Source organism: Ruegeria sp. AF1, from assembly GCF_056542125.1.
The window spans coordinates 143,128-167,776 of the sequence record NZ_JBQFZG010000005.1; the positions used below are offsets into that span (position 1 = coordinate 143,128).

Here is a 24,649-nt window from a genome sequence, read left to right on the forward strand (position 1 = left end):
AAGATGGCAACCTGAATGATAGCAGGTTCTGACTGAAAAAGTCTGCATGGTCCGCGGCAGGTTCTTGCCCGAAGGAATCTTGGTACCGGGAACCGAACCACGCGGCTAAGCCTCAGCATGCAACGCAAAGGTGATATGTCTCAACTTTTCGCGCGTCACGCGGCGCCCGGCTTCCTGCGTCACAGGATGGATGGTGGAGAATTGGAGAGTGAACGCCAACCATTCGACTGTTTGTACGATCTGCAAGATTTGGTGACGTATCTGAGATTAAACGTTCCGTATCCTTTCCCTAATTTAGCTTTATCGGTCGACAAAGAGGTCGACCCGAAACCAGAACCAAAAGGAAAATATTATGAAATCTCTCATCTTTGCCGCCATGGCGACTGCAATTGCCCTGTCCACCCCGGCCTTTGCCGCTGACGAAATCAACGTGTCCAACGGCATTTCAGCCGCTGGTGCGCCACTGGCCGCACATGGCGTTGATCTGGTTGCATTGGTCAATGATGGCAACCCGGTCGAAGGCTTCGCCACTCACTCGTCAACTTATGACGGAGCCTCCTATTATTTCACGTCCGCCGCGAACCGTGAAGCGTTCGAGGCAAACCCTGCTGCATACCTGCCGCAGCATGGTGGCTTCTGTTCATTCGGCGTATCGGTCGGCAAGAAGTTTGACGGTGACCCGGATCAATACCTTGTCGCAGACGGAAAACTGTTTCTGTTCCTGAACGCGGAAACCCGGGCAGCCTTTTTGAAGGACGTTGTCGCCACCGCAAAGACGGCGGATGACCAATGGGCGAATATCAAAACCGTCGCCGTGGGCGAGCTGTAAGACCTGCCCCGTTTGCCTGCGGCGTTAACGCGTCGCGGGCAGTTTTGCGTTGATCACCTCAAGGGCTTTGGCCAACGCCGCCTCGATACTCAAATCGGTGGTGTCCAACCGCACGGCATCCTCAGCTGGTTTCATCGGAGCGGTGCTGCGCTCAGCATCTCGCGCATCCCGTTCTCTGACATCTGCCAGAACCTGTTCACGGGTTACGTCAGCGCCTTTTGCACTTAGCTCCAGGAAGCGTCGCTCGGCGCGCACTTCAGCACTGGCTGTTACAAACAGCTTCACTTCGGCATTCGGACAAATCACCGTGCCGATATCACGACCGTCCAGAACGGCCCCACCTGCCCTGCGGGAAAAAGCGCGCTGAAAATTGACCAAGGCCGCACGAACTTCCGGAAGAACCGCCACTTTGGAAGCTGCCTGCGCAATCTCGGCGGTGCGCAGGTCGCCTTGTTCAAGTTCTTCCGCTGTCAGGGCCTGTGCGGCCTCAAGCGCGTCAACCCCTTCCAGGGTCCGCCTTCCGACAGCGCGATACAGCAAGCCCGTGTCCAGATGGGCAAAGCCGAAATGCGCCGCCACAGCCTTGGATATCGTGCCCTTGCCCGCAGCCGCTGGTCCGTCAATGGCAACCGTGAAACTCACGTGCGCTGTACCTTTGCGCCCAGCGACGCCATCAGTGGTTCAAAGATCGGGAACGACGTTGCAATCGGGCCACCATCATCCACGCTTACGGGATTCTGCGCCCCCATACCCATCACCATGAACGACATGGCAATGCGGTGATCCAGAAAGCTTTCGCAGGTGCCGCCGCCCGGAACGTTGCCGATGCCCAGCCCTTCAACCGACCACCAGTCGTCGCCTTCAGCGACTGTCACCCCGTTGGCGCGCAGGCCACGGGCCATGGCGTCAATCCGGTCGCTTTCCTTCACGCGCAGCTCTTTCACGCCGCCCATCATCGTTGTGCCTGTGGCATTTGCAGCCACCACAGACAGAACCGGGTATTCATCAATCATCGAGGCGGCACGCTCGGAAGGAACGTCGATGCCTTTCATGTTGGGCGAGTACTTGGCGCGCAAATCGGCAACCGGCTCGCCCCCTTCTTCGCGTTCGTTTTCATAGGTCAGATCAGCGCCCATCTCGCGCAAGGTTGTAAAAAGGCCCGCGCGTGTGGGGTTCAAACCGATCCCCGGCACCAAAACATCCGATCCCGGTGTGATCAATGCCGCGCAAACCGGAAAAGCCGCGCTGGACGGATCGCGCGGTACAGCGATGACCTGTGGCTTCAGCTCCGGGCGACCGGTCAGAGTGATAACACGGCCCTCGTCGGTATCCTCGACCGTGATTTCGGCACCAAATCCAGCCAGCATCCGTTCGGAATGGTCACGCGTAGCCTCTTTCTCGATCACAACGGTCTTTCCGGGGGCATTCAGACCCGCCAAAAGTACGGCGGATTTCACCTGCGCCGACGGCACAGGAACTTCGTATCGCACAGGGGTCGGGTCCGCAGCGCCGACGATGGTCATCGGCAAGCGCCCGCCGGATCGCCCAACCGATTGTGCCCCAAACAAGGCCAGAGGGTCAGTCACCCGCGCCATGGGGCGTTTGTTCAGACTGGCATCACCGGTAAAGGTCGCCGTGATCGGAGAGGTCGCCATCGCCCCCATGATCAGCCGCACACCGGTTCCCGAGTTGCCACAGTCGATCACCTGACCCGGTTCGGCGAAGCCACCGACACCCACGCCGTGCACTGTCCATTCCCCGTTTCCGTGCTCTGTGACCTCAGCGCCGAAGGCACGCATCGCCTTTGCGGTATCCAGTACGTCTTCGCCTTCCAGCAAACCCGAAATCCTGGTTTCACCCACGGCCATCGCACCAAGGATCAGCGACCGGTGCGAAATCGACTTGTCGCCGGGCACCTCGGCCGTGCCGGTCAGCGGGCCGCAGGGATGCGAGGTCATCGGGATGGGCGTGCCGTGTCCGGACATGAGGGCTCCTTTTGCGCTATCAGTGCTCAAGCCGATTAGCGAATTGACGCCCGTTGGTCCAGCGGCAATCAGCCTTTGCGTCGGAAGGTCAGGTAGTGAGGTGTCCGACCCTCGCGCAGCGCCTTCTGTTCGTATCGCGTGGAGATCCAGTCGCCCCACGGCTCGCGCCAGTCAGAAGGGCGTTCGGCCAGCCATTCAAACCCGGCGCGCGGAACCTCTTCCAAGGTCTGACGCACATAATCGGGAATGTCAGTTGCAACCCGGAAGATCGCCCCGGGTTTCAGCACTTTCGCCAGCGGTTCAAGATGTTCCTGGGTTACAAATCGACGGCGATGATGCCGCGTTTTGGGCCATGGGTCGGGATAGAGAAGGAACGCGCGCGAAATGCTGGCCTCTGGCAGCACGTCGAACAGATCGCGCACATCGCCGGGGTGCACGGCAAGGTTTTCAACACCTGCCTGACGGATTCTGCCCAGCAGCATGGCAACACCGTTGATGTATGGCTCGGCCCCGATGATGCCAATGTCAGGATTGTTTTGCGCCTGGTGCACCAGATGCTCACCACCTCCGAAGCCAATTTCCAACCAGACCGGCTTGCCGCCGAACAGATCGTTCAGGTCCAGTGGCTTGCGTTCGGGATTCGAGGCCCAGTCCACGGCGCCGGGCGACAAGGCGGCCAGATCTTCGTTCAGATAGGTCTTTTGACTGGGCTTCAGGGTCTTGCCCTTGAAGCGGCCATAAAAGTTTCTGCGCGGGCGTTGTGGGGTCTCTGTGCTCATGGCGGTGGCCATACTGCGCAGTGGAGTACGTTGCAAGGGCGTGCACCGCCCCAAAAAAAGCGCGCCCCTGAAGGCGCGCTTTGGATTTTTCAGATCAAACTGCGGATTTCAGCGCGTCGACCAGATCAGTGCGTTCCCAGCTAAAACCGCCATCCGCATCCGGTTCGCGGCCAAAGTGACCGTAAGCCGCTGTACGCTGGTAGATCGGCTTGTTCAGCTGAAGGTGCTGACGAATGCCGCGGGGTGTTAGATCCATGACCTCACCAACTGCTTTTTCGATAGCAGCATCGTCGATCTGGCCCGTGCCATGCGTGTCTGCATAGATCGACAGCGGCTTCGATACGCCAATGGCATAGCTCAACTGAATGGTGCAGCGCTCGGCCATACCGGCGGCTACGACGTTTTTCGCCAGATAGCGCGCGGCATAGGCCGCCGAACGGTCAACCTTGGTCGGGTCTTTGCCCGAGAATGCGCCGCCACCATGCGGGGCTGCGCCACCATAGGTATCCACGATGATCTTACGACCGGTCAGACCAGCGTCGCCATCCGGCCCGCCAATAACGAATTTTCCGGTCGGGTTGACGTGCCATTCGGTATCAGCCGACAACCAGCCTTCGGGCAGAGTTTCACGGATATAAGGTTCAACGATGGCGCGGATGTCATCCGACGTCAGCGCCTCGTCCAGATGCTGCGTCGACAGAACGATCGAACTGACGCCGACCGGTTTGCCGTTTTGATAAACGACCGACAATTGAGATTTCGCATCCGGCCCCAGTGCAGGCTCGGTGCCGTTCTTGCGCACTTCGGCCAGACGCCGCAGGATTGCGTGCGAATACTGGATCGGTGCCGGCATAAGCGCAGGCGTCTCGGTTGTCGCGAAGCCGAACATGATGCCCTGGTCGCCAGCGCCTTCGTCCTTGTTGTCCGCGGCATCCACGCCCTGCGCGATATGGGCGGATTGTTCGTGCAGAAGGTTTGTAACCTCGACGGTTTCGTGGTGGAATTTGTCCTGCTCATATCCGATATCTTTCACGCACTCGCGCGCGATCTCTTCGATGCGGCCCATGTAGTCGTGCAGTTTGTCCTTGTCCGACAGACCAACTTCGCCACCGATAACGATGCGGTTGGTCGTGGCAAAGGTTTCGCAGGCCACGCGCGCTTCAGGCTCTTCATTCAGAAATGCATCAAGGACAGCATCTGAGATACGGTCACAGACCTTATCCGGATGCCCTTCAGAAACGGATTCCGAAGTAAAAGTATAGTTCTGTCGGGACATAAATGTGCTCCATTAAGGTTTCTCCGCCACGCCAGGAAGCCGTTGTGGCAGACCACAGACGCATACGCTTGCCCAAAGTTGGGGTCAATCTCTAATTGCCCGGTTGCCGCGGGTACCAAACAGCGCCATTGCCAGAATAAACAGTAAGACAACAACGATCGGACTGTCCCCGATACGTGCATAAGTCGTGCGACGGTGTGGTTGCGGCAGCACGGCGTCCACATATCCAGCCTCACCCAGAGCCAACGACGCAGTCAAACGACCCAATGGGTCAATCATGGCCGATATACCGGTATTGGCCGAACGGATCATCGGCAAGCCCTGCTCAATTGCCCTCATCCGGGCTTGCACCAGGTGTTGAAACGGTCCCGACCGAGTTCCAAACCAGGCGTCATTTGTGATTTGCAGCAAGAAATCAGCCCGACCCGGCGCACCGTTCACATCTTGCGGGAAGACGGCTTCGTAGCAAATCAGTGGCAACGCCTTTCCCAGCTTGCCGAGGTCCAACAGGGCAGGGCCCGGCCCCGCGCTGAACCCGTGCCCGGTTGTAGTTGCCAGACCACTGATCCCGAAACGCCCCATCAGATCACCCAAGGGGACATATTCGCCGAATGGCGCCAGATGGTGTTTGTCATACACCCCTGCCAGACGCCCGGTTTCATCCAGATAGATCAGCGAGTTGAAAATCCTCGGACCTTCTGCGCGCTGAATCCCCAGTATCACCGGCGCACCCTGCGCGGCATCCGCAATAGTCGACAGAAACGGTTGTGCGCTGCCCAACCATGCGGGAACCGCGGTCTCGGGCCAAACAATCAGGTCAGGTCTAGGAGAGGCTGCAGTATACTCAACCTGACGCGCAAAAAACAAAGGCGCATATGCCGGATCCCATTTTTGATGCTGAGGGGCATTCGGCTGGATCACGCGAACCAGATGCGAACTACCCTGAACGACGGGTCGCGTCGACCCGTAGGCAATCGCCATCGCTGCCATAACGCCGGTAAAACTCAGAGTCCGCACCAAACCGTCCAAGGGTTTGTCCTGCACCAATGCCGCGCCAATTAGGAATGTTGCGGCAAAGGTCAGCACATTCAACCCATACGGCCCGACCAGAGACAGCATCTGCGCCACTGGCGTGTCCACCCAGATTTGCGCGACCCCAGCCCATGGAAAGCCGGTCAACACATATCCCCGCGCCACTTCGGCCAGGGACAAAACTGCAACCAGTAATATGCCTTGACGAACTGGCGTGGCACCAATTCTGCGCGACAGGCCGAATGCAGAGGCCCAGAACAAGGCCAGCCCGCCCGCCATGAACACCAACGCAAACGGGGCCATCCAGGCATGGCGTTCAGCATCTACCTGAAACGGCTCAATGATCCAGCCGAGGGCATGGGCAAAATAGCCGGTCGCGAAGGCCCAGCCGACCCATGCCGCCCGGCCTCGGGTTTCGCTGGCAAGGAAGATCGGGACAATCAGGACAAGAACCAAAACGGTTGCGCCCCAATACAGATGAGGTGCCTGACCAAACGCGCCTACCCCGCCAAGGGCGGCACCGGCCAACAATCTCAACGATAATGGCCAGCCCCGTACTGGGGTCATGCAGCAACGTCCGGCAGCATGACGCGCAGCCGTTTGATACGGCGTGGATCGGCTTCGATCACTTCGAATTCCGGACCCTCTGGATGAATGACAACTTCACCCCGCGCCGGAACGCGGCCGGAGAGCATAAACACAAGCCCGCCCAGAGTATCGATTTCCTCTTCGTCGACGTCTTCATGACTGGTCAGAGACCGGCCAATCTCGGCCTCGAAATCTTCGAGCGGCACACGCGCCTGCACCACATAACATCCGGGCTTTTCCTGCACCCAAAGCTGGTCTTCATCCGCATCGTGCTCGTCAGCGATTTCGCCGACGACCTGCTCGATCAGGTCTTCGATCGTGAGCAGTCCATCAACGCCGCCATATTCATCAATCACCAATGCCATGTGACGCCGCTCGGTTTGCATCTTGGTCAACAAGACGCCGATTGGCATGGATGGCGGCACGAACAATAGCGTCCGCAGCATCGAGGTCAGATCAAACTCTTTGCCGCCACCGTTGAAACCGTGGGTCAGGGCAAAATCCTTGAGATGAACAAAACCAAGCGGTGTATCCAAGGTTCCCTCATAGACAGGAATCCTTGACATACCACTGCTCCGGAAAACATCCGCCAGTTCATCTTTTGTGATCGTTGAAGGTACCGAGACGATTTCAGCGGTAGGGATGGCAACATCCTCAACGCGCATCCGGCGCAGGTTAATCATCCCGCGTGGCTGCGCCACAGCCGCGTTTTGTCCGTTCACCGTCTGGTCCGGTTGAGTATCATCGCTCGAAAACACTTCGAGGATTCGAGAAAACAGACCGGTTTTCTCTTCCGTTTCAGTACTGCTGTCCTGAGGTTGCGCGCTTTGCGCCGCCCTAGAACTGCCTTCTATATCGCCCATTACCTTGTTCCAACTGATCGGGTCTTGAACCCACATTATACCTTATATGGGTCATCAATACCCAATTTGCCAAGTATCTTGACCTCAATCCCTTCCATCAAGGTGGCATCGGGGTCACGAATGTGATCATAACCCAGCAAATGCAACGTTCCGTGAACAAGCAAATGGGTCACATGGTCACTCATTGCCTTGTTGGCCTCGGCCGCCTCGCGGGCACAGGTGTCATAGGAAATCGCAATATCGCCCAGAACAATCTCGCCGGTAAAATCCGGCTCTGGCAGGCGTGGTGATTGCCCTGGCTCATCCGGAGCTAGGTCTTCCGCAGGCCAGCTCAGCACATTGGTGGGCGTCGGTTTACCGCGAAATTCAGCGTTCAGTTCTGAAATCCGCGCATCGTTGCATCCCAATATACTGACTTCGCACTGCTCCGGGGCCAATCCGCAATGGGTCAGAACGGCGTTAATCGCCTTTTGTGACAAGACCTCAAGATCTTGCCACCTTTCGTCTTCGAAAATGAGTTCCAGGGTCATCTTACCGCGCAACAGCCTCGTTAGCGGGCTATGTGTTCACGTGGTTTCACGGCCCGCATCGGCCTCATACGCCTCGATGATCGCAGCGACAAGCGGGTGACGCACCACGTCTTTCGAGGTGAAGTAGTTGAAGCTGATATTCGGGATTGTTTTCAACAACCTCTCAGCATCCGCCAAGCCCGATTGAACGCCACGCGGCAAATCGACCTGTGACCGGTCACCAGTTATGACCATGCGGCTTCCTTCGCCCAGACGGGTCAGGAACATCTTCATCTGCATCGTGGTGGCGTTTTGCGCTTCATCCAGAACCACAAATGCGTTGGCCAGCGTACGACCGCGCATAAAGGCCAGCGGAGCGATTTCGATTCGTTTTTCTTCGATCAGCTTGGCCAACTGTTTTCCGGGCAGAAAATCGTTCAGCGCGTCATAAAGCGGCTGCATGTAAGGGTCGACCTTGTCCTTCATGTCACCCGGCAGATAGCCCAGTTTTTCGCCCGCCTCGACCGCCGGACGGCTCAGGATGATTCGGTCCACATGCCCGCCGATGAACATCGAAACCCCGACCGCCACCGCCAGATAGGTCTTACCCGTCCCCGCCGGACCAATTCCAAAGGCCAGCTCATTCTTGAACAGTGACTGGACATAGGCTTTCTGGGCGTCGGTGCGCGGTTCAACCAACTTCTTGCGGGTTTTGATCTCGACCGAACCGCCCTTGAACATCTCAAGCTGATCGCCATCGCGGCTACCGGTTCCCTGTTCCGAAACACCCATCCGCAACTCGCGATCGACGTCTGCGGCCTCAACCTCGCGCCCACCTTCAAGCCGAGTGTAAAGCGATTGAAGCACCTCAACCGCCTGTTTCTGAGCATCTTCATCGCCCATCACAACAAGCTGATTGCCGCGGCGTACAATCTGGACCGAAAGCTTGGTTTCGATCTCAGCCAGATTGCGGTCATATTCACCGCACAGGTCAATCAGCAATCGGTTGTCGGGAAATTCTACGAACGCCTCGTGTTGGGGCATTTCATCTTGCGGTGGGGTCAGGGCACCGATGGCCAATCCGCTCTCCTGTCTTGGCTGTTCACCCCGAGCGTAGACAACAAATCTTGGTAGGCGCAAGCCACAGTTTAAAAAATAAATGCTGAGATGTCATAACAGCCGATTTAACGGTGATTGGTTGCCGATTGGATGAACATCAGAAGGTGTAATTCAGCCCGAATCTTAATCCGCTGTATTTTGGTGTGGACTTTGTGGAGAAGCCAGAACTGAACTGGATGTCTTTTGATTGGAACTGGACATATTCATATTCGCCCGTAATCGACCAATTGTCGGACAACCTATGCTCGGCCCCTATGCTTGCCGAATAGCCGTTCCGCCGATCTGACACCGGGAAATTCTGAACCGAGGTGGCCGATGCAATACTGTTGGTTGTTTCCACATCGCCCCACAGATATCCGACGCTAAAAAAATACAGAATTCGTCCGCTGCGGTTCGTCAGACCATTGCGAAATCGGACTGCCAGAACATCCGATATCTTTGTTCCGCCCTGCACATTGACGCTGCCGATCCGCCTGCTGACAGTGTCGTCAAGAGATCCGAATTCATACCCGATTTCGAAGCCGTAGACATAGTCGCGCCCTTCCCTTGCAGGTAAAATGCCACGCCAGCCGCCCCGGACCCCCCCGTATGCTCCCGACAAATCCTGATCACCGATATCAAACTGTCCGCCGGGTGTTGTCAGGCCAAATCGATCGTCCCCACCAGCGCCATAACCACCAGTAAGCCCCAGATAAAAAGCACTGACATCGCTGCTGAATCTTTTCGGGCTGACCACTTCCGGATCGCTTATCTCACCTTTCAAATCACCGGCAATGGATGCGCTGGCAATCAGTGTAACAGCGGCAGTTAGTGTCAGCGTTTTCAACCTGCTCAGGCTCGTAAAGCTATTGAAAGTCGTCACTCGTACCTCCCTCATCCCGTTTTCCGGGACCGGCATATTGCCGATTTGCAGGCGCAAATCCTTGCGCCCCGAAAACCATGGCTCCTCTCGGAGCATAGTTCCAAGCAATAAATCAAGGGTAAATTTTGGAAACAAACACCAACTATGGTGTCCGGGAGGTGTAAACACCGATCTACAGCAACTCACCGGCCAGAGAATTCGCCCCCGACGCAGTGATCCGGACCTCTCTCAAGTCACCCGTGGCGATCTCTGGTCCTTTTACGTGCACCGAATGCAGGTATTCGGACTTTCCAACCATCTGTTCGGGCAGGCGCCCCGGTTTCTCGAAAAGAACGCGGACTGTGCGTCCAACCATACCGTCCTGAATTTCCCGCTGATGACGCGTGATCAAGGCCTGAAGCCGCTGCAACCGTTCATCTGACACTGCCGGATCAACCTGGGCTCGTTCAGCCGCTGGGGTTCCCGGACGTGTGGAGTATTTGAAGGAATAGGCGTAGCCGTATTTGACCTCTTCGACCAAATCCATCGTGGCCTGAAAATCATCTTCGGTTTCTTCGGGGAAACCAACTATGAAGTCTCCCGACATCACGATATCAGGCCGCGCCGCGCGAATGCGTTCGACCAGCCGCAGATAGCTTTCCGCCGTATGGCTGCGGTTCATCCGCTTGAGGATACGGTCCGAACCCGACTGAACCGGCAAGTGTAGATAGGGCATCAGCTTGTCACAGGTGCCATGCGCCTCGATCAGGTCGTCGGCCATGTCGTTCGGGTGCGAGGTCGTAAAGCGGATGCGTTCCAGCCCGTCGACCTTGTTCAATTCCCAGATCAAGCCGGCAAGTGTAATGTCACCATTTGCCCCGGCACCGTGATAGGCGTTGACGTTTTGGCCCAGCAACGTGATCTCGCGCACCCCGCGCTCGACCAGATCATTGGCTTCGCGGATGATGCGATCCGCTGGACGGCTGACTTCAGCACCGCGCGTATAAGGAACCACGCAGAAGGCGCAGAATTTATCACAGCCCTCCTGAACAGTCAGAAACGCCGTCGGGCCGCGCTTGGCCTTGGGGCGGTTTTTCAGTTTTTCGAACTTGTCCTCTTCGGGGAAATCCGTGTCCAGCGCCTTTTCGCCCGCTCGGGTCTTTGCCTCCATCTCGGGCAGGCGGTGATAGCTTTGCGGACCGACCACCAGATCAACCAGCGGCTGGCGGCGCATGATCTCTTCGCCTTCAGCCTGAGCGACACAGCCCGCCACGCCGATTTTCAAATCAGGCTTCTCGGCCTTCAGACCCTTGAAGCGCCCCAGTTCGGAATACACTTTCTCTGCCGCTTTCTCGCGGATGTGGCAGGTGTTCAGCAGGATCATATCCGCATCTTCGGGGGTCTGGGTTTCAACATAACCCTGCCCGCCCAGCGCCTCGGACATGCGTTCGCTGTCATAGACATTCATCTGACAGCCATAGGTCTTGATAAACAGCTTCTTCGGTTCGGACATGAGACGGGCCTTTGCATTCGCTGGACCGGCGTCGTCTATCTGCTTCGAACGCCGCTTGCAATGCGGGCGCAATTACCCGAATTTGGCGGAACTTTCCAGCAAGACAAAACCGAAAACAGCCGATGCAATACGATTCCCTCGACCATTTCCTGAAAGCCGGGCAGCCCGCAATGGCGCAAGGCCCCGTTGCGATGGTCTTTGCCGAGGACGAGGTCGAGTTGGAAAGCACTCTGCATCACCATCTGAAGCTAGGGTTCAAATCCGTTATCGCCTTCATGCCTCAGGAGTTCCGACTAGAGCCCGCGTTGACCGACCGAGTGCATCGGGTCACCTTGAAATGCGTTCCCCGAACGGTGGTTTTCGATACCCTGAACAGAATAATTCAGGCCGCACCCGGCATCTGGATGTATTACTGCTATAACGCCGAATACCTGTTCTTTCCGTTTTGCGAAACGCGCAGCATTAGCGAAATGCTGGCCTTTCACAGCGAAGAACGCCGCAATGCGATGCTGAGCTACGTCATCGACCTTTATGCCGAGGACCTGACCGCTTTTCCCAACGGTGTCGCCCCCGAACAGGCTTTGTTCGACAAAACGGGTTACTATGCCCAATCACGCCACGACCCTGATGGCCAACCACTGGACCGTCAGGTGGACCTGTCAGGTGGCTTGCGCTGGCGGTTCGAGGATCACATTCCCTATGAACGCCGTCGCATCGACCGCATCGCCCTGTTCAAGGCGCAAAAGGGCCTGATCCTGAAATCCGACCACACGTTCAATGAGCCGGAATACAATACCTATTCCTGCCCATGGCATCACAACGTGACAGCGGCTATCTGTTCCTTCCGCGCCGCGAAGGCGCTCAAAACAAATGCCGGGTCGACTTTTGACATTCCAAGTTTTAGCTGGCGCAACTCCGTGCCTTTTGAATGGCACTCGCGGCAGCTGCTGGATCTGGGCCTGATCGAATCAGGCCAATGGTTCTGAAGCGCCTCAGCGCTGAAACAGGACCGGAAACCAGTCTTCTCGCAGACGCTGCCCCGGCGTCATGTCATGGCCGGGAAACGGTGGAGAGGTTCTGCCTGGACGCTCTACATAACTTGCGTCATCGCCGACCAGCCGCAGAGAAAAGGCGCGGCGACGGCTGTCCGAGTGGTTTCCTCGCGCACCGTGAAGGGTGCGATAATTGAAGGCAACGGCGTCACCGGGGTCCATTTCGAATTCGACGACCTTCATGCCCTCGGCATCCGGGTCCGGCACGGGGATGTACTGGCCTTCATCCGGGAAAAAACCTTCCTCAGAAACCCAGCGGGTTGGCAGCACCTCTTTCTCCCACCGGTGAGAGCCCGCGACACAGCGCAACGTCGCCTGCCTGACCGGATCCAGCGGAGACCAGAAGCTGATGGTTTGCTGACCCTCAACGAAGTAATATGGGCCATCCTGATGCCAGGGCGTGGCCATGGATGTCCCGGGCTCTTTTACCAATACGTGGTCGTGAAACACCTGAACACTTTTCGACTGCATCAGGTCCGCTGCGACCTCGGCCGCGGGCGAGTTTTCGATCACCTCGCGGAACTGCGGGATGCGGGTCCAGTTGCAATAATCGTCAAAGAACAGACCCGTTTGACCCTCTTTCTTGTTTTCTGATGCATACGGGCCAGGCTCTGCCATATTCGCGGCAATGCCGTCGCGCAGTTGATCCACATAATCTGCAAACAGCCCTTTGATCAGAACGACGCCATCATCCTGATACGTTGTGATCATCTCTTGAGTTACAAGCGGGTGAGGCATCCGGGTCTCCATTCGTTTTCCAATCTTTTGCGTTGAAGGAGTGTTCTGTTCAAATCATATCTTTCGAAGTTATAATTAACTTTATGTTATACATTTCACTGCGTCAGTACGAATATGTTTGCGCGGTCGGGCGCCACGGCAGCCTGTCCGCAGCCGCACAATACCTGAATGTATCGCAACCGGCCCTGTCCACAGCCCTGACGCGTGTCGAAGCACATTTGGGACACCCGCTGTTTATCCGCCGCCGAGGCTCGGCCATGGCGCTGACGCCTCAGGGGCGAAAATTCATCGATCAGGCCGAGACCCTTCTGAAAGACGCAGCCCAAATCGAGTCATCAGAAACTCCATCGCCGGGCACGACACGTCTAAGACTGGGGTGTTTTACGGACCTCGCCCCATTCCTGCTGGCACCCGCCCTGCACCATTTGCGCAATGCTTTTCCAAACATCGCTATCACTTACTTTGCCGCCTCCTTCGAAGGGCTGCTGAACAGATTGATTGATGGCCAGATCGATATTGCCATCACTTACGAGCTGACAATGGATGCGGGGTTCACACGAGCAAAACTGTTCGACAGTCGGCCAAAGGCCCTTATCCCCCCAGATCATCTATTGGCGACAGCGGGCACGGTCTCACTGGCTGACTTGGCTGCTCACCCGTTGATCCTGTCAACAGAAGGCTGGTCGGCACAACACATCCTCAGTCTCTTTCGGCGCAACGGTCTGCACCCGACTGTCGCACATAGGGCAGCATCGATCGAGATTCAGCGCAGTCTTGCCGCCCATGGCGAAGGGATCGGGATCAGCTATACCAGCCCGCTCAACGCGGTCAGTTATGACAACAGACGTCTTGTCAGTGTTCCGATCAGCAATCAGGACGCAACTGAATCCGTTGTTCTTGCGCGCCACGGAACAGGGCCCGCTGACGCGACCATTGATCAGGTTGAACGTTTGTTGTTGGCGAGTTTGAACGGCGGTGTTGGCGCTACTTTTTGCGCAGGCGAATGACAACGTCAACCGAGGCAATCTCGACCCCTTCGGGCGCTTCGGGCAGGCGCTGGATCACCAATTGGTCCGATGGCGCATCACTCAGGCGTGCCTCGTCTTCCCAATAAAAATGAGGGTGATCATGCGTGTTCGTGTCGAAATAGCTTTTTGACCCGTCCACAGTGATTTCCTGCAGAACGCCAGCGTCGCAAAACGCGCGCAGGGTATTGTAAACCGTCGCCAGTGATACAGCGTCACCATTCGCCTTGGCCGATTCAAACAGGCTCTCGGCGGTAACGTGACGATGGCGGCCATCGCCCACTAAAAGCTCGGCCAACGCCACACGCTGACGCGTCGGACGCAGGCCAGCGTTCACCAGCCAACCTGTAGCTATATCGCCGCTCTGCGGTGTCATTGATCCAATACCCATAGTGACTTCCATTATATATAGGAGCGCATGGTTGGCAATTTCAAATGAAATTCATTCGCAAAGAACGCGGTATACACAACATGATGTGGCCGCTGCTCTTGCAGGACCTTGCAAACGGGTGCTAGACGAGGCCAGATATTACGAACGGACCCACGGCAGGAGAGGCGGCAAGAATGGCCCAGTTCCCGAGCAGTTTTGACAAAGACGATCTGCTGAAATGCGCCCGCGGCGAATTATTTGGCCCCGGCAATGCACAATTGCCCGCCCCGCCAATGCTGATGATGGACCGGATCACCGACATCTCGGATGATGGTGGCCTGCACGGCAAAGGCCATGTGCTGGCCGAGTTCGATATCACCCCTGACCTTTGGTTCTTTGACTGCCATTTTCCAGGCAACCCGATTATGCCGGGTTGCCTTGGCCTTGACGGTCTATGGCAGCTGACCGGTTTCAACCTGGGTTGGCGTGGATGGCAAGGGCGCGGCATGGCCGTTGGCGTGGGCGAAGTGAAACTGACCGGTATGGTTCGTCCGGACCGCAAGATGCTAACGTATAAAATCGATTTCAAAAAAGCGATTCAGACACGTCGCCTGACCATGGGTGTGGCAGATGGAATCGTCGAAGCCGATGGCGAGATGATCTATGATGTCAAAGATATGAAGGTCGTTCTGTCCGAGGCCTGAGCCTGTACGACCCGAAATAAGGAGTGCGCACATGCGTCGAGTAGTCGTCACCGGTCTGGGGGTAGTGTCTTCGATCGGGAATAATGCCCAAGAGGTTCTGGCCTCGCTCAAAGCAGGTAAATCCGGGATCGAAGCCAGCGAACAGATGGCAGAACACGGGTTTCGCAGTCAGATCGCGGGAACGCTCAAGATTGACGTGGCTGAACACGTAGACAAACGCACCCTGCGCTTCATGGGTCCGGGCGCGGCTTACGCTCATATCGCCATGTCTCAGGCCATTGCAGATTCCGGTCTGACCGAGGACCAGGTAGTCAACCCGCGTACAGGTTTGGTGGCCGGATCCGGCGGCCCGTCGACAAGCGCGATGCTGACCGCGCATCAGACGGTTCTGAGCACCGGTGCAACCAAACGGATAGGGCCGTTCGCCGTGCCAAAATGTATGTGCTCGACAATTTCGGCAAACCTGGCGACCGCGTTCAAGATCAAGGGTATCAACTATTCGATCACCTCGGCCTGCTCGACCTCGCTGCATTGCATCGGCAACGCGGCCGAACAGATCATGCTGGGCAAACAGGACGTCATGTTTGCTGGCGGCGGCGAAGAACTGGACTGGACGCTTTCGTGTCTGTTCGATGCGATGGGCGCGATGTCGTCGAAATACAATGACACGCCCGAGAAAGCCTCGCGCGCGTTTGACGAAAACCGTGACGGGTTTGTGATTTCCGGTGGCGGCGGCATCCTCGTTCTGGAAGAGTTGGAGCACGCTCTGGCCCGCGGCGCAAAGATTTATGCCGAAGTCACCGGCTATGCTGCCACTTCGGATGGCCATGATATGGTGGCCCCTTCAGGTGAAGGCGGCGAGCGCGCGATGCGGCTGGCGCTGGACACACTGCCCGAAGGTCGCAAGGTCGGCTATATCAATGCACATGGGACCTCGACCCCTGTCGGTGACGTGGGCGAAGTAGAGGCTGTGCGCCGCATCTTCGGTGAAGGCAATGTACCGCCGATTTCCTCGACCAAATCAATGACTGGCCACGCGCAAGGCGCGGCAGGAGCGCTTGAGGCGATCTTCTGCTTACTCATGCTGGACAATGATTTCATTACGCCGTCGATCAATGTCGACACACTCGCCCAAGGCATCTTGCCCGGTGAAATTGCAACTGAAGTGGTTGAAAACGCAGGACTGGACAGTGTCATGACCAACAGCTTCGGCTTTGGCGGCACTAACGGGTCCATGATTCTGTCTAAGTATAACGGGTGAAAGTGATGTCGGATCTTCTCAAAGGTAAACGCGGCCTGATCATGGGCGTGGCCAATGACCGCTCAATCGCGTGGGGCATTGCCAAGGCCATGCACGAGGCAGGCGCAGAACTGGCCTTCACCTATCAGGGCGAAGCGTTCGGCAAGCGGTTGGAACCTCTCGCTCAAAGCTTGGGCAGTGATTTCATGGTGGATGCCGATGTGACCGACGACGAGTCACTGGATCGCGCCTTTGGTGAGCTGGCTCAGCGTTGGCCCACCATCGACTTTGTTGTTCATGCCATTGCGTATTCGGATAAGTCCGAGCTGACAGGCCGGTTTCTGAATACCACGCGGGCGAACTTCAAACACTCGATGGACGTGTCGGCCTATTCTTTCATCGAGGTGGCGCGCCGCGCCTATCCGATGATGAAGGACAATGGGGGCTCGCTGCTGACGCTGACTTATCAGGGATCAAACCGGGTCGTACCGAACTACAACGTCATGGGTGTTGCCAAGGCTGCGCTGGAATCGGCGACCCGTTATCTGGCCAATGACCTTGGCCCGGATGGTATCCGCGTGAACGCAATCTCACCTGGGCCGATGAAAACCCTTGCCGGTGCGGCCATTGGCGGAGCGCGCAGGACATACAAGTTCTGTGATCAGAATGCGCCGATGCGTTCGAATGCCACACTGGAAGCTGTTGGCGGGACCGCAGTTTACCTGACATCTGATGCGGGTGCCTGCACGTCTGGTGAAATCATCCGAGTTGACGGTGGTTTCCACGTTCTGGGCATGCCGCAACCCGATTTCATGTGACCATATCTTTCCCTGCCGCCGCCAAGATTTCACCATCTTTGGGCGGCAGGACTTCGATATGAGCAAGCTAGATCAAATCATTGCAAACAACGCACGATCAGTGCAAAGCCGGAAAAAGTCCGGTTTCCTCAGCCAGCGGGCCAGAGTGCTGCTGCTCGCGCTGACTTCATTGCTGCTGGTGTTTGTCTTTTTCACCCAGCCACAGGTACGTGCAGCTGTTGAAGCTTTGATCGGCTGAAGTCCGTGCAGGATTTCCAACCCGAACTAAGTCTCAATTGATCGAGATGACTTCAATCTCAAACACCAGATCCTGTCCGGCCAACGGATGATTCCCATCCAGAGTTACAGTCGCTTCGTTGGCGTCCACAACTGTCACTGGTACGGCCTGACCGTCAGGTGTCTGCATCTGCAGTTGAGTGCCCGGATCTAGCGGAATATCCTCGGGAATACCCTCACGGGGGATTTCCTGACGCATCGCAGGATTGATCGGGCCGTAGGCGTCGGTACAGGCAATCTCGACCCGTTTCTTGTCACCTGCGGACAAACCGGGCATGGCACTGTCCAGACCGGGAATAATCTGACCCGATCCAACCACGAACTCCAACGGATCGCGCCCATCCGAGCTGTCAAAGACTTTGCCATCCAGCAATGTCCCTGTGTAATGGATGCGAACCGTGTCGCCTTGCTTGATTTCGGTCATAGTGGCCTCCGGCCGTTTTAGGGGTTAAGCGGCCAACCCTAGAGATTGACACAAAGTTGTAAACCCTTGGCCCTTCCCCCCCATTCCGTGTTGTGCCAACCTGCGCGCAATCAAAGGAGGGTCATATGGCAGTCACGACCTGCGTGTTCGACGCCTACGGAACACTGTTTGATGTTGCGGCCGCCGCCCGGCAGGCGGCAAGCGAACCTGGATTCGAAGCACTGAAAGACAAATGGCCCGAGGTCGCGGGACATTGGCGCCTGAAGCAATTGCAATACACGTGGCTGCGTGCAGTGGCTGATGCGCATGCGGACTTCTGGGATGTCACGCAGGACGGGCTGGACTGGGCGCTGGAAGCTGCAGGCCTGCAGGGCAACCCTGAACTGCGCCAACGCTTGCTGGATCTTTATTGGGAGTTGCAGGCCTATCCCGAAGTTCCTGCCATGTTGAAAACCCTCAAGGATGGCGGGATGCAGACTGCCATCCTGTCCAACGGATCACCGCCCATGCTGGACGGTGCTGTTCAGTCCGCCGGGATCGGCGATGTGCTGGATGACGTGCTGTCGGTCGAAAGCGTTGGGGTCTTCAAGCCCCATTCCCGTGTCTATGATCTGGTTCAGAACAGGTTTGACTGCGCCCGCGACGAAGTCTTGTTCGTCAGTTCAAACGGCTGGGATGCCGCGGGGGCCAGCGGTTATGGTTTTGTCACCGTCTGGGTCAATCGGATCGGGGAACCAATGGACCGGCTGCCGTGGACGCCAGCGCATGTTCTGTCTGATTTGACCACCATTCCCAAGCTGGCTGGTCTTTGATGTCAGACTTTACGACTTCGGACGGCAAGCGCATCTATTTCGAAGACCATGGATCGGGCACGCCGCTTTTGTGTCTGGCCGGATTGACTAGGAACAGCCGGGATTTTTCGTATTTCGCACCACATGCCACTGAACTGCGCATGATTGCGATGGATTACAGGGGGCGCGGCCGCTCGGACTACGATCCCGATTTCATGAACTACAACATCTTTCGTGAATCCCATGACGCGATTGAACTGCTGGATATTCTGGGCATCGAAAAAGCGGTCATTCTGGGCACCTCGCGGGGCGGGCTGATTGCCATGGCACTGGCAGCAAGCCACCCCGAACGTTTGGTCGGTGTGATCCTAAACGATGTGGGGCCCGTCATCGAGACGTCAGGCATCGCCAAGATCATGGCCTATGTGGGCGCGCAACCCACCGCGAGAACCCATGACGAAGCTGCTGCCGCCCTGAAACATATGATGGAGCCGCAATTTCCCAGGGTTCCGCTGGAGATCTGGCGCAAACAGGCCGAAATTCAATACGAACAACAAAGGGACGGGCTGGCGCTGCGCTATGATCCGGCCCTGCGCAAGGCGCTTCTGGAACAGGCCGCGAGCGGTGCTATACCCGACTATTGGTTGTTTTTTGAAGCGCTGCGCAATATTCCATGCGGCGCGATCAGGGGCGCAAACTCGGACGTTCTGAGCGCAGAAACACTGGCTAAGATGCACCGGCGGCATCCCGGTCTGATCTCGGCCGAAGTACCGGATCGCGGGCATGTTCCGTTCTTGAATGAGCCGCAATCTCTGGATGTCATCAAAAAGGTATTGAAGAACGCTGCATGAGCACATTTGAAATGATCGAAGCCGCGGCCATACGGCTTAAAGGACATGTCCGCGAGACACCAATTCTGTCGTCGCCATTTCTTGACGCGATCGCCGGGCGCCGGATTTGGGTCAAGCCGGAATGCCTGCAACATACGGGCAGTTTCAAGTTTCGGGGAGCTTGGTCTGCCATATCCGCGCTGGACGAAGACACACGCCAGCGCGGTGTGATTGCATATTCTTCGGGCAATCACGCACAAGGCGTTGCGATGGCGGCGGCGAAACACGGTATTGCTTCTGTCATTGTCATGCCGTCGGACGCGCCACACCTGAAAATCGAAAACACCCGCGCGCTTGGAGGTGAGGTCGTTCTTTACGACCGCGCAAACGAAAGCCGTGAAGAGATCGGGGAGACCATCGCCGCCGAACGCGGGCTGACTCTGATCCGGCCATATGACGAACCTCAGGTGATTGCCGGGCAAGGTACCACCGGCTTGGAAATCGCCAGACAGGCCGCGAAACTTGGGTTATCTCAGGCGGATGTTCTGGTCTGTTGCGGCGGTGGCGGCCTCACCTCTGGCATTGCACTGGCATTGGAAAAACACGCCCCCGACCTAAGGGCACGCCCGTGCGAACCGGAAGGGTTCGATGACGTCAAACGATCACTGGCGACGGGACGGATTCAGAACAACAACGCGGCATCAGGCAATATTTGCGATGCTATCCTGACACCGCAACCCGGCGACATCACCTTTCCCATCCTAAACCGTCTTTGCGGGCCCGGTATTTCGGTGACCGAAGAAGAGGCCCTGCGGGCCATGGCACTTGCTTTCCTGCGCCTCAAGATCGTGCTGGAGCCCGGCGGCGCAGTCGCATTGGCCTCGGCCCTGTTCCGGGGCGACGAGATTGAGGGCGACGACGTGATCGTAGTCACATCGGGTGGTAACGTCGATCCGGATGTTTTTTCCAGGGCGTTGGAATTCCTGACCTGACAGGCACCCCAAACCTGTGCAAGTTGCACCTGGAACGCCGGGGCTGCAAGGACCTGAGTCATGATGATCGCTGATCTGGGCGACGTGAAACTGAATTACCGTGTCGATGGTGCGGCGGACGGCGCGCCACTGGTTTTTGCCAACTCATTGGGAACAAACCTGCACATATGGGACGCCGTGTTACTGCACCTGCCCAAAGGGTTGCGTATCATCCGGTATGACAAACGCGGGCATGGGCAATCCTCGGTTCCACCGGCGCCTTATTCTATGGGCGCCCTGATCCGCGATGCCGAGTCGCTGCTGGATCACCTGAAGGTTCGCGACTGCGTTTTTGTCGGCCTGTCCATTGGCGGGATGATCGCACAGGGGCTGGCCGTCAAACGTATGGATCAGATACGTGCGCAGGTTCTGTCGAACACCGCTGCCAAAATCGCCACACCCGCAGTCTGGCAGGATCGGATCGACGCTGTGCGTCGCGGCAGGATTGAAGCGGTGGCAGACGCCACGATGGAACGCTGGTTTTCCCGTGATTTCCGCGCAGCGCAAAACCACCTGCCATGGCGCGACATGATGATCAGCCAACCGCTTGACGGATATCTGGGCTGTTGCGCTGCTGTCGCCGGGACCGACTTCTATACACCCACAAGCGGCCTGCGCCTTCCCACGCTCGGCATCGCCGGAAGCGAGGACGGCTCGACCCCGCCCGATCTGGTGCGCGAAACTGTCGACCTGATCCCCGGATCGCGGTTCGAACTGATCCGCAGAGCTGGCCATTTGCCCTGCGTCGAGAAACCCGCAGAATACGCAGCAATCCTGACCCGGTTTCTGACCGATATCGGGCATATCTGAAGGAGAACAGCGATGGCGTCTTTCCTGTTGGTCCACGGCTCCTGCCACGGAGCCTGGTGCTGGCGCGACCTGATCCCCGCGCTGGAAGCTTTGGGACATTCGGCCCGGGCCATCGACTTGCCCAGCCATGGTGCAGATCCAACGCCGGTGTCCGAGGTGACGCTGGAAAATTGCCGCGATGCCGTTCTGAACGCCTGTACGCCCGATACGATTGTCGTGGGTCACTCGTGGGGCGGGTATCCGATCAGCGCCGCCGCCGAAGCTCGACCGGACGCCATCCGCGCCCTGATCTTTCTGTGCGCCTACGTGCCTCACGATGGCCTTTCGCTGGCAGAAATGCGCAGACGCGGCCCGCAGCAGACAATTGCCCACGCGATTGACAAATCGTCTGACGGGCTGTCTTACACCGTGTCGGTAGATGCCATCCCAAAGCTGTTCTACCACGATTGCCCTGACGATATCCTGCCTTACGCCTATGCGCGCCTGTGCCCACAGGCCATTCGCCCCCAGGAAACACCACTGCCGGTCGGCACGAATTTCAACGAAGTGCCCAAGGCCTATATCCGCACCACAGATGACCGAACGATCCCCGCGGAATATCAGACGGACATGTGCGCGTTTATCCCGAAGGACCTGCGGCGAACCATCGACAGTTCGCATTCTCCGTTTTTCTCGCATCCACAGGAACTGGCCGGATTGCTGAGCGAATTGGCAAGCAAATTTGAGTGATGCGGCGGACTGCACGCAAAACTCTGTCTTCCCACATTCGGTGACTGTGCCTAGGGTGCCACGAACAGATCACCAGCCCGAGTTCCATGCGCCTGCCATCACTCTTCATCCTCAGCATCGTCATGATCGACGCAATGGGCATTGGTCTGGTTATGCCGATCATGCCGCAACTGATTGTTGATGTGCAGGGCAGTTCGCTTGCCAATGCGGCGATCTGGGGTGGAGTGCTGAGTACCGCTTTTGCGGCGATGCAATTCATCTTTGGTCCAATCCTTGGAAACCTGTCCGACGCCTATGGCCGCAGAACTGTGCTGCTGCTGTCGCTGTTCGTCATGGCGCTTGATTATATGGTTATGGCAGTGGCGGGCAGTATCTGGCTGTTGCTGGCCGGTCGTATTGTCGGCGGTATTACTGCAGCCACGCATTCCACCGCCGCCGCGTTCATGGCGGATATTTCCGATCCCAAGGACAAGGCCGCAAACTTTGGCCTGTTAGGGGCGGCCTTTGGCGTCGGATTTGTGCTCGGACCAGTGATCGGCGGGTTGCTCAGCGAATATGGAACCCGTGCCCCGTTTTGGGCTGCGGCAGGTCTGGTGGCACTGATCTTTGCCATCGGCTGCTTCGTGATGCCTGAAACCGTGACCGACAAGACCCGGCGCGCCTTCAACCTGCGCCGCGCCAACCCGGTGAATTCGCTGCGCGCCATTGCTGCACTGCCCGGTATCCGACCTATGCTGTGGGTCTACTTTCTGTATTCGGTCTCAATCTACGTCTACCCCGCTATCTGGTCCTTTTTCACCACCGAGCGGTTCGGATGGTCCCCTCAGATGATCGGCCTGTCACTGGGCGTCTATGGGATCGGCATGGCCGTTGTGCAGGGCGGTCTGATCCGCCCCGCAATCCGATTGTGCGGCGAACGGGGTGCCATCATCTACGGGATGGGTTTTGAAATTCTTAGTTTCGCAATTCTGGCCTTTCTGACCAACGGGTTCATTGCGCTTTTGTTCATCCCAATCACCGCAATCGGGGCAATCACCACACCGGCACTTCAGGCAATGATGTCCAAAGCGACACCAGATTCGCAGCAAGGGGAGTTGCAGGGCGTCCTCGCCGCGCTCCACGCGCTTTCGATGGTAATCTCGCCCCTGGTCATGACCAGCGTATTTGCGCAATTCATTCGCCCCGACACACCGCTGTACCTGCCGGGTGCTCCTTTCCTGCTGGCACTGGCGCTGATGCTGGCCGGGTTCGTTTTGTTTCGCCGGTCCCCGCCTGTCGTGGCTTAACAACGACACTTACATGGCGGTTTTCGCCTTGCGATCAACGCTTTCCCACGCCACCGTGGGGCCAACGGGAATGAGGGAAAACATGCAAACAATCAAAGCCGCAGTCTGCCGGGCATTCGGCGAACCCCTGGTTATCGAAGAGGTTCAGCTGGCGCCCCCCGGCACGGGCGAAGTCGAAGTGACGCTGGATGCAGTGGCCATCTGCCATTCAGATATATCCTATGCCGAAGGTGCCTGGGGAGGGTTCCTGCCCGCCGTTTACGGACACGAAGCCGCAGGTGTGATCTCCGCAGTTGGAGAGGCCGCCGGGGACTTCAGGATTGGCGAACCTGTAGTTGTGACGCTGATCCGCGCGTGCGGGTCCTGCCCCACCTGTGCCGGAGGGCACCCGACAAATTGCGAAACACCTTACGACACCGTCAAAGGCCCGCTAAAAACGGCTGACGGCGATCCGCTGGAACAGGCCATGGCCTGCGGCGCGTTTGCCGAAAAAGTTGTGGTGAGCCATCGGCAGATCGTCAGGATACCCGAAAGCCTGCCCAAAGACCTGGCCAGCCTTCTGTCTTGCGGGGTGATCACCGGGGTCGGCGCTGCTGTAAACGCCGCCAATTTGCGTCCGGGTCAGGATGTCGTTGTCATCGGTGCGGGTGGTGTTGGCCTGAACGCCATTCAGGGCGCACGGATCGCAGGAGCACGACGGATCGTGGCCGTCGACATGACTGAAGAAAAGCTGGAAATCGCGAAGGAGTTCGGCGCGACCCATGGCGTGCTGGCCAGCCTGAAAGAACCCTGGAAGGCAGCGTTCAAAGCCCTTGGCGGACGCGGTGCCGATGCGGTTCTGATTACGGTCGGCGCAATCGCCGCCTATGATCAGGCCCCGCGTTATCTTGGCCGCGGCGGTAAGGCCATCATGATCGGAATGCCGCATTCGGGCGGCATGGCCAGCTATGAACCGGTTGTTCTGGCAGCCCTCGGCCAGGGTGTTGTCGGCTCGAAAATGGGTGATGTGGTTATTCAGCGGGACATCCCCTGGATGATCGACCTTTACGAGCAGGGTCGGTTGAAACTGGACGAGCTGATCTCGGGCCGCTGGTCGCTGGATCAGATCAACGAGGCCATTGCCGATACCAAAACCGGATCTGCCAAGCGCAACGTGATCCTGTTCGACAGAACCTGATCTCCCGGCTCGGA

The 24,649-nt window shown here is 57.5% G+C and carries 27 protein-coding genes and 1 riboswitch; of the genes, 14 read left to right on the forward strand and 13 right to left on the reverse strand.

Annotation, left to right across the window (positions count from 1 at the left end):
* Positions 1-352 precede the first annotated feature (352 nt).
* The gene (locus ACR0BK_RS10035; protein WP_480473785.1) at positions 353-829 is read left to right on the forward strand and encodes a YHS domain-containing (seleno)protein; all 477 of its coding nucleotides are present in this window, start codon (positions 353-355) and stop codon (positions 827-829) included.
* A 24-nt stretch (positions 830-853) separates the two neighbouring features.
* Here the strand turns inward: ACR0BK_RS10035 and cmk are convergent, their stop codons facing one another.
* The 10 genes from cmk to miaB form a co-directional block, all read right to left on the reverse strand.
* Positions 854-1,471, reverse strand: a complete 618-nt coding sequence (gene cmk / locus ACR0BK_RS10040) for a (d)CMP kinase (RefSeq protein ID WP_480488256.1) — start codon at positions 1,469-1,471, stop codon at positions 854-856.
* Positions 1,468-2,814, reverse strand: a complete 1,347-nt coding sequence (gene aroA, locus ACR0BK_RS10045) for a 3-phosphoshikimate 1-carboxyvinyltransferase (protein WP_480488258.1) — start codon at positions 2,812-2,814, stop codon at positions 1,468-1,470. The genes cmk and aroA overlap by 4 nt, the downstream gene beginning before the upstream one ends.
* Positions 2,815-2,882: 68 nt before the next feature.
* Positions 2,883-3,593 (reverse strand): tRNA (guanosine(46)-N7)-methyltransferase TrmB, encoded by a 711-nt coding sequence (gene trmB / locus ACR0BK_RS10050; RefSeq protein WP_480473788.1) that lies wholly within the window; start codon positions 3,591-3,593, stop codon positions 2,883-2,885.
* A 94-nt stretch (positions 3,594-3,687) separates the two neighbouring features.
* Entirely contained in the window at positions 3,688-4,869 is a 1,182-nt protein-coding gene (gene metK / locus ACR0BK_RS10055; protein WP_480518737.1) for a methionine adenosyltransferase, read from the reverse strand.
* A gap of 5 nt (positions 4,870-4,874) precedes the next feature.
* Positions 4,875-4,923: riboswitch (SAM-SAH riboswitch) on the reverse strand.
* A 30-nt stretch (positions 4,924-4,953) separates the two neighbouring features.
* Positions 4,954-6,468 (reverse strand): apolipoprotein N-acyltransferase, encoded by a 1,515-nt coding sequence (lnt, locus tag ACR0BK_RS10060; protein WP_480554532.1) that lies wholly within the window; start codon positions 6,466-6,468, stop codon positions 4,954-4,956.
* On the reverse strand, positions 6,465-7,352 hold the full coding sequence (locus ACR0BK_RS10065) for a hemolysin family protein (RefSeq protein WP_480476819.1): 888 nt from the start codon (positions 7,350-7,352) through the stop codon (positions 6,465-6,467). Before ACR0BK_RS10065 ends, lnt begins: the two co-directional genes overlap by 4 nt.
* A gap of 35 nt (positions 7,353-7,387) precedes the next feature.
* The gene (ybeY, locus tag ACR0BK_RS10070; RefSeq protein ID WP_480473791.1) at positions 7,388-7,882 is read right to left on the reverse strand and encodes an rRNA maturation RNase YbeY; all 495 of its coding nucleotides are present in this window, start codon (positions 7,880-7,882) and stop codon (positions 7,388-7,390) included.
* A 36-nt stretch (positions 7,883-7,918) separates the two neighbouring features.
* Positions 7,919-8,941 (reverse strand): PhoH family protein, encoded by a 1,023-nt coding sequence (locus ACR0BK_RS10075; protein ID WP_480494855.1) that lies wholly within the window; start codon positions 8,939-8,941, stop codon positions 7,919-7,921.
* A 136-nt stretch (positions 8,942-9,077) separates the two neighbouring features.
* Positions 9,078-9,899 carry an outer membrane protein gene (locus ACR0BK_RS10080; protein WP_480554534.1) on the reverse strand — a complete coding sequence of 274 codons (822 nt, stop codon included), beginning with the start codon at positions 9,897-9,899 and terminating at the stop codon, positions 9,078-9,080.
* Between the two features lie 115 nt (positions 9,900-10,014).
* Positions 10,015-11,334, reverse strand: coding sequence for a tRNA (N6-isopentenyl adenosine(37)-C2)-methylthiotransferase MiaB (gene miaB, locus ACR0BK_RS10085; RefSeq protein WP_480554536.1), 1,320 nt, complete (start codon positions 11,332-11,334; stop codon positions 10,015-10,017).
* A gap of 122 nt (positions 11,335-11,456) precedes the next feature.
* Here miaB and ACR0BK_RS10090 point away from each other — a divergent pair, with 122 nt between their 5' ends.
* The gene (locus tag ACR0BK_RS10090) at positions 11,457-12,320 is read left to right on the forward strand and encodes a hypothetical protein (RefSeq protein ID WP_480554538.1); all 864 of its coding nucleotides are present in this window, start codon (positions 11,457-11,459) and stop codon (positions 12,318-12,320) included.
* Positions 12,321-12,326: 6 nt separating this feature from the next.
* Here the strand turns inward: ACR0BK_RS10090 and ACR0BK_RS10095 are convergent, their stop codons facing one another.
* On the reverse strand, positions 12,327-13,124 hold the full coding sequence (locus ACR0BK_RS10095) for a phytanoyl-CoA dioxygenase family protein (RefSeq protein WP_480554539.1): 798 nt from the start codon (positions 13,122-13,124) through the stop codon (positions 12,327-12,329).
* 83 nt (positions 13,125-13,207) lie between these two features.
* On the opposite strand from ACR0BK_RS10095, the gene ACR0BK_RS10100 reads away from it, so the two are divergent.
* On the forward strand, positions 13,208-14,131 hold the full coding sequence (locus tag ACR0BK_RS10100) for a LysR family transcriptional regulator (RefSeq protein ID WP_480473797.1): 924 nt from the start codon (positions 13,208-13,210) through the stop codon (positions 14,129-14,131).
* On the opposite strand, the gene irrA is transcribed toward ACR0BK_RS10100, so the two are convergent.
* Positions 14,109-14,525: an iron response transcriptional regulator IrrA gene (irrA, locus tag ACR0BK_RS10105; protein ID WP_267366106.1), complete on the reverse strand. Its 417-nt coding sequence runs from the start codon at positions 14,523-14,525 to the stop codon at positions 14,109-14,111. The genes ACR0BK_RS10100 and irrA overlap by 23 nt on opposite strands.
* Before the next feature lie 188 nt (positions 14,526-14,713).
* Between irrA and fabA the strand changes: the two genes are divergently transcribed.
* Genes fabA through ACR0BK_RS10125 form a run of 4 tightly spaced genes read left to right on the forward strand, consistent with a single transcriptional unit; the run spans position 14,714 to position 17,519 of the window.
* A complete protein-coding gene (fabA, locus tag ACR0BK_RS10110; RefSeq protein WP_209598228.1) occupies positions 14,714-15,223 on the forward strand; it encodes a bifunctional 3-hydroxydecanoyl-ACP dehydratase/trans-2-decenoyl-ACP isomerase in 510 nt (169 codons plus the stop codon).
* A gap of 31 nt (positions 15,224-15,254) precedes the next feature.
* Complete coding sequence (gene fabB, locus ACR0BK_RS10115; protein WP_480518720.1) at positions 15,255-16,484, forward strand: beta-ketoacyl-ACP synthase I; 1,230 nt, start codon at positions 15,255-15,257, stop codon at positions 16,482-16,484.
* A gap of 5 nt (positions 16,485-16,489) precedes the next feature.
* Positions 16,490-17,281, forward strand: coding sequence for an enoyl-ACP reductase FabI (locus tag ACR0BK_RS10120; protein WP_267366101.1), 792 nt, complete (start codon positions 16,490-16,492; stop codon positions 17,279-17,281).
* A gap of 58 nt (positions 17,282-17,339) precedes the next feature.
* Complete coding sequence (locus ACR0BK_RS10125) at positions 17,340-17,519, forward strand: hypothetical protein (protein WP_267366102.1); 180 nt, start codon at positions 17,340-17,342, stop codon at positions 17,517-17,519.
* A gap of 33 nt (positions 17,520-17,552) precedes the next feature.
* Here the strand turns inward: ACR0BK_RS10125 and ACR0BK_RS10130 are convergent, their stop codons facing one another.
* The gene (locus tag ACR0BK_RS10130; RefSeq protein WP_480554540.1) at positions 17,553-17,981 is read right to left on the reverse strand and encodes an FKBP-type peptidyl-prolyl cis-trans isomerase; all 429 of its coding nucleotides are present in this window, start codon (positions 17,979-17,981) and stop codon (positions 17,553-17,555) included.
* A 125-nt stretch (positions 17,982-18,106) separates the two neighbouring features.
* On the opposite strand from ACR0BK_RS10130, the gene ACR0BK_RS10135 reads away from it, so the two are divergent.
* From ACR0BK_RS10135 to ACR0BK_RS10165, 7 genes are all read left to right on the forward strand, one after another.
* Positions 18,107-18,793 (forward strand): haloacid dehalogenase type II, encoded by a 687-nt coding sequence (locus ACR0BK_RS10135; protein WP_480473801.1) that lies wholly within the window; start codon positions 18,107-18,109, stop codon positions 18,791-18,793.
* Positions 18,793-19,623 carry an alpha/beta fold hydrolase gene (locus ACR0BK_RS10140; protein WP_480554541.1) on the forward strand — a complete coding sequence of 277 codons (831 nt, stop codon included), beginning with the start codon at positions 18,793-18,795 and terminating at the stop codon, positions 19,621-19,623. The genes ACR0BK_RS10135 and ACR0BK_RS10140 overlap by 1 nt, the downstream gene beginning before the upstream one ends.
* Positions 19,620-20,594 carry a threonine ammonia-lyase gene (locus tag ACR0BK_RS10145; RefSeq protein WP_480554542.1) on the forward strand — a complete coding sequence of 325 codons (975 nt, stop codon included), beginning with the start codon at positions 19,620-19,622 and terminating at the stop codon, positions 20,592-20,594. The genes ACR0BK_RS10140 and ACR0BK_RS10145 overlap by 4 nt, the downstream gene beginning before the upstream one ends.
* Before the next feature lie 60 nt (positions 20,595-20,654).
* Complete coding sequence (gene pcaD, locus ACR0BK_RS10150) at positions 20,655-21,443, forward strand: 3-oxoadipate enol-lactonase (protein ID WP_480554544.1); 789 nt, start codon at positions 20,655-20,657, stop codon at positions 21,441-21,443.
* Positions 21,444-21,455: 12 nt separating this feature from the next.
* Positions 21,456-22,172 carry an alpha/beta fold hydrolase gene (locus tag ACR0BK_RS10155; RefSeq protein ID WP_480554545.1) on the forward strand — a complete coding sequence of 239 codons (717 nt, stop codon included), beginning with the start codon at positions 21,456-21,458 and terminating at the stop codon, positions 22,170-22,172.
* 86 nt (positions 22,173-22,258) lie between these two features.
* A complete protein-coding gene (locus tag ACR0BK_RS10160) occupies positions 22,259-23,458 on the forward strand; it encodes a TCR/Tet family MFS transporter (RefSeq protein ID WP_480518707.1) in 1,200 nt (399 codons plus the stop codon).
* An 82-nt stretch (positions 23,459-23,540) separates the two neighbouring features.
* Positions 23,541-24,635, forward strand: a complete 1,095-nt coding sequence (locus ACR0BK_RS10165; RefSeq protein ID WP_480518705.1) for a Zn-dependent alcohol dehydrogenase — start codon at positions 23,541-23,543, stop codon at positions 24,633-24,635.
* The last annotated feature ends 14 nt before the right edge of the window (positions 24,636-24,649 follow it).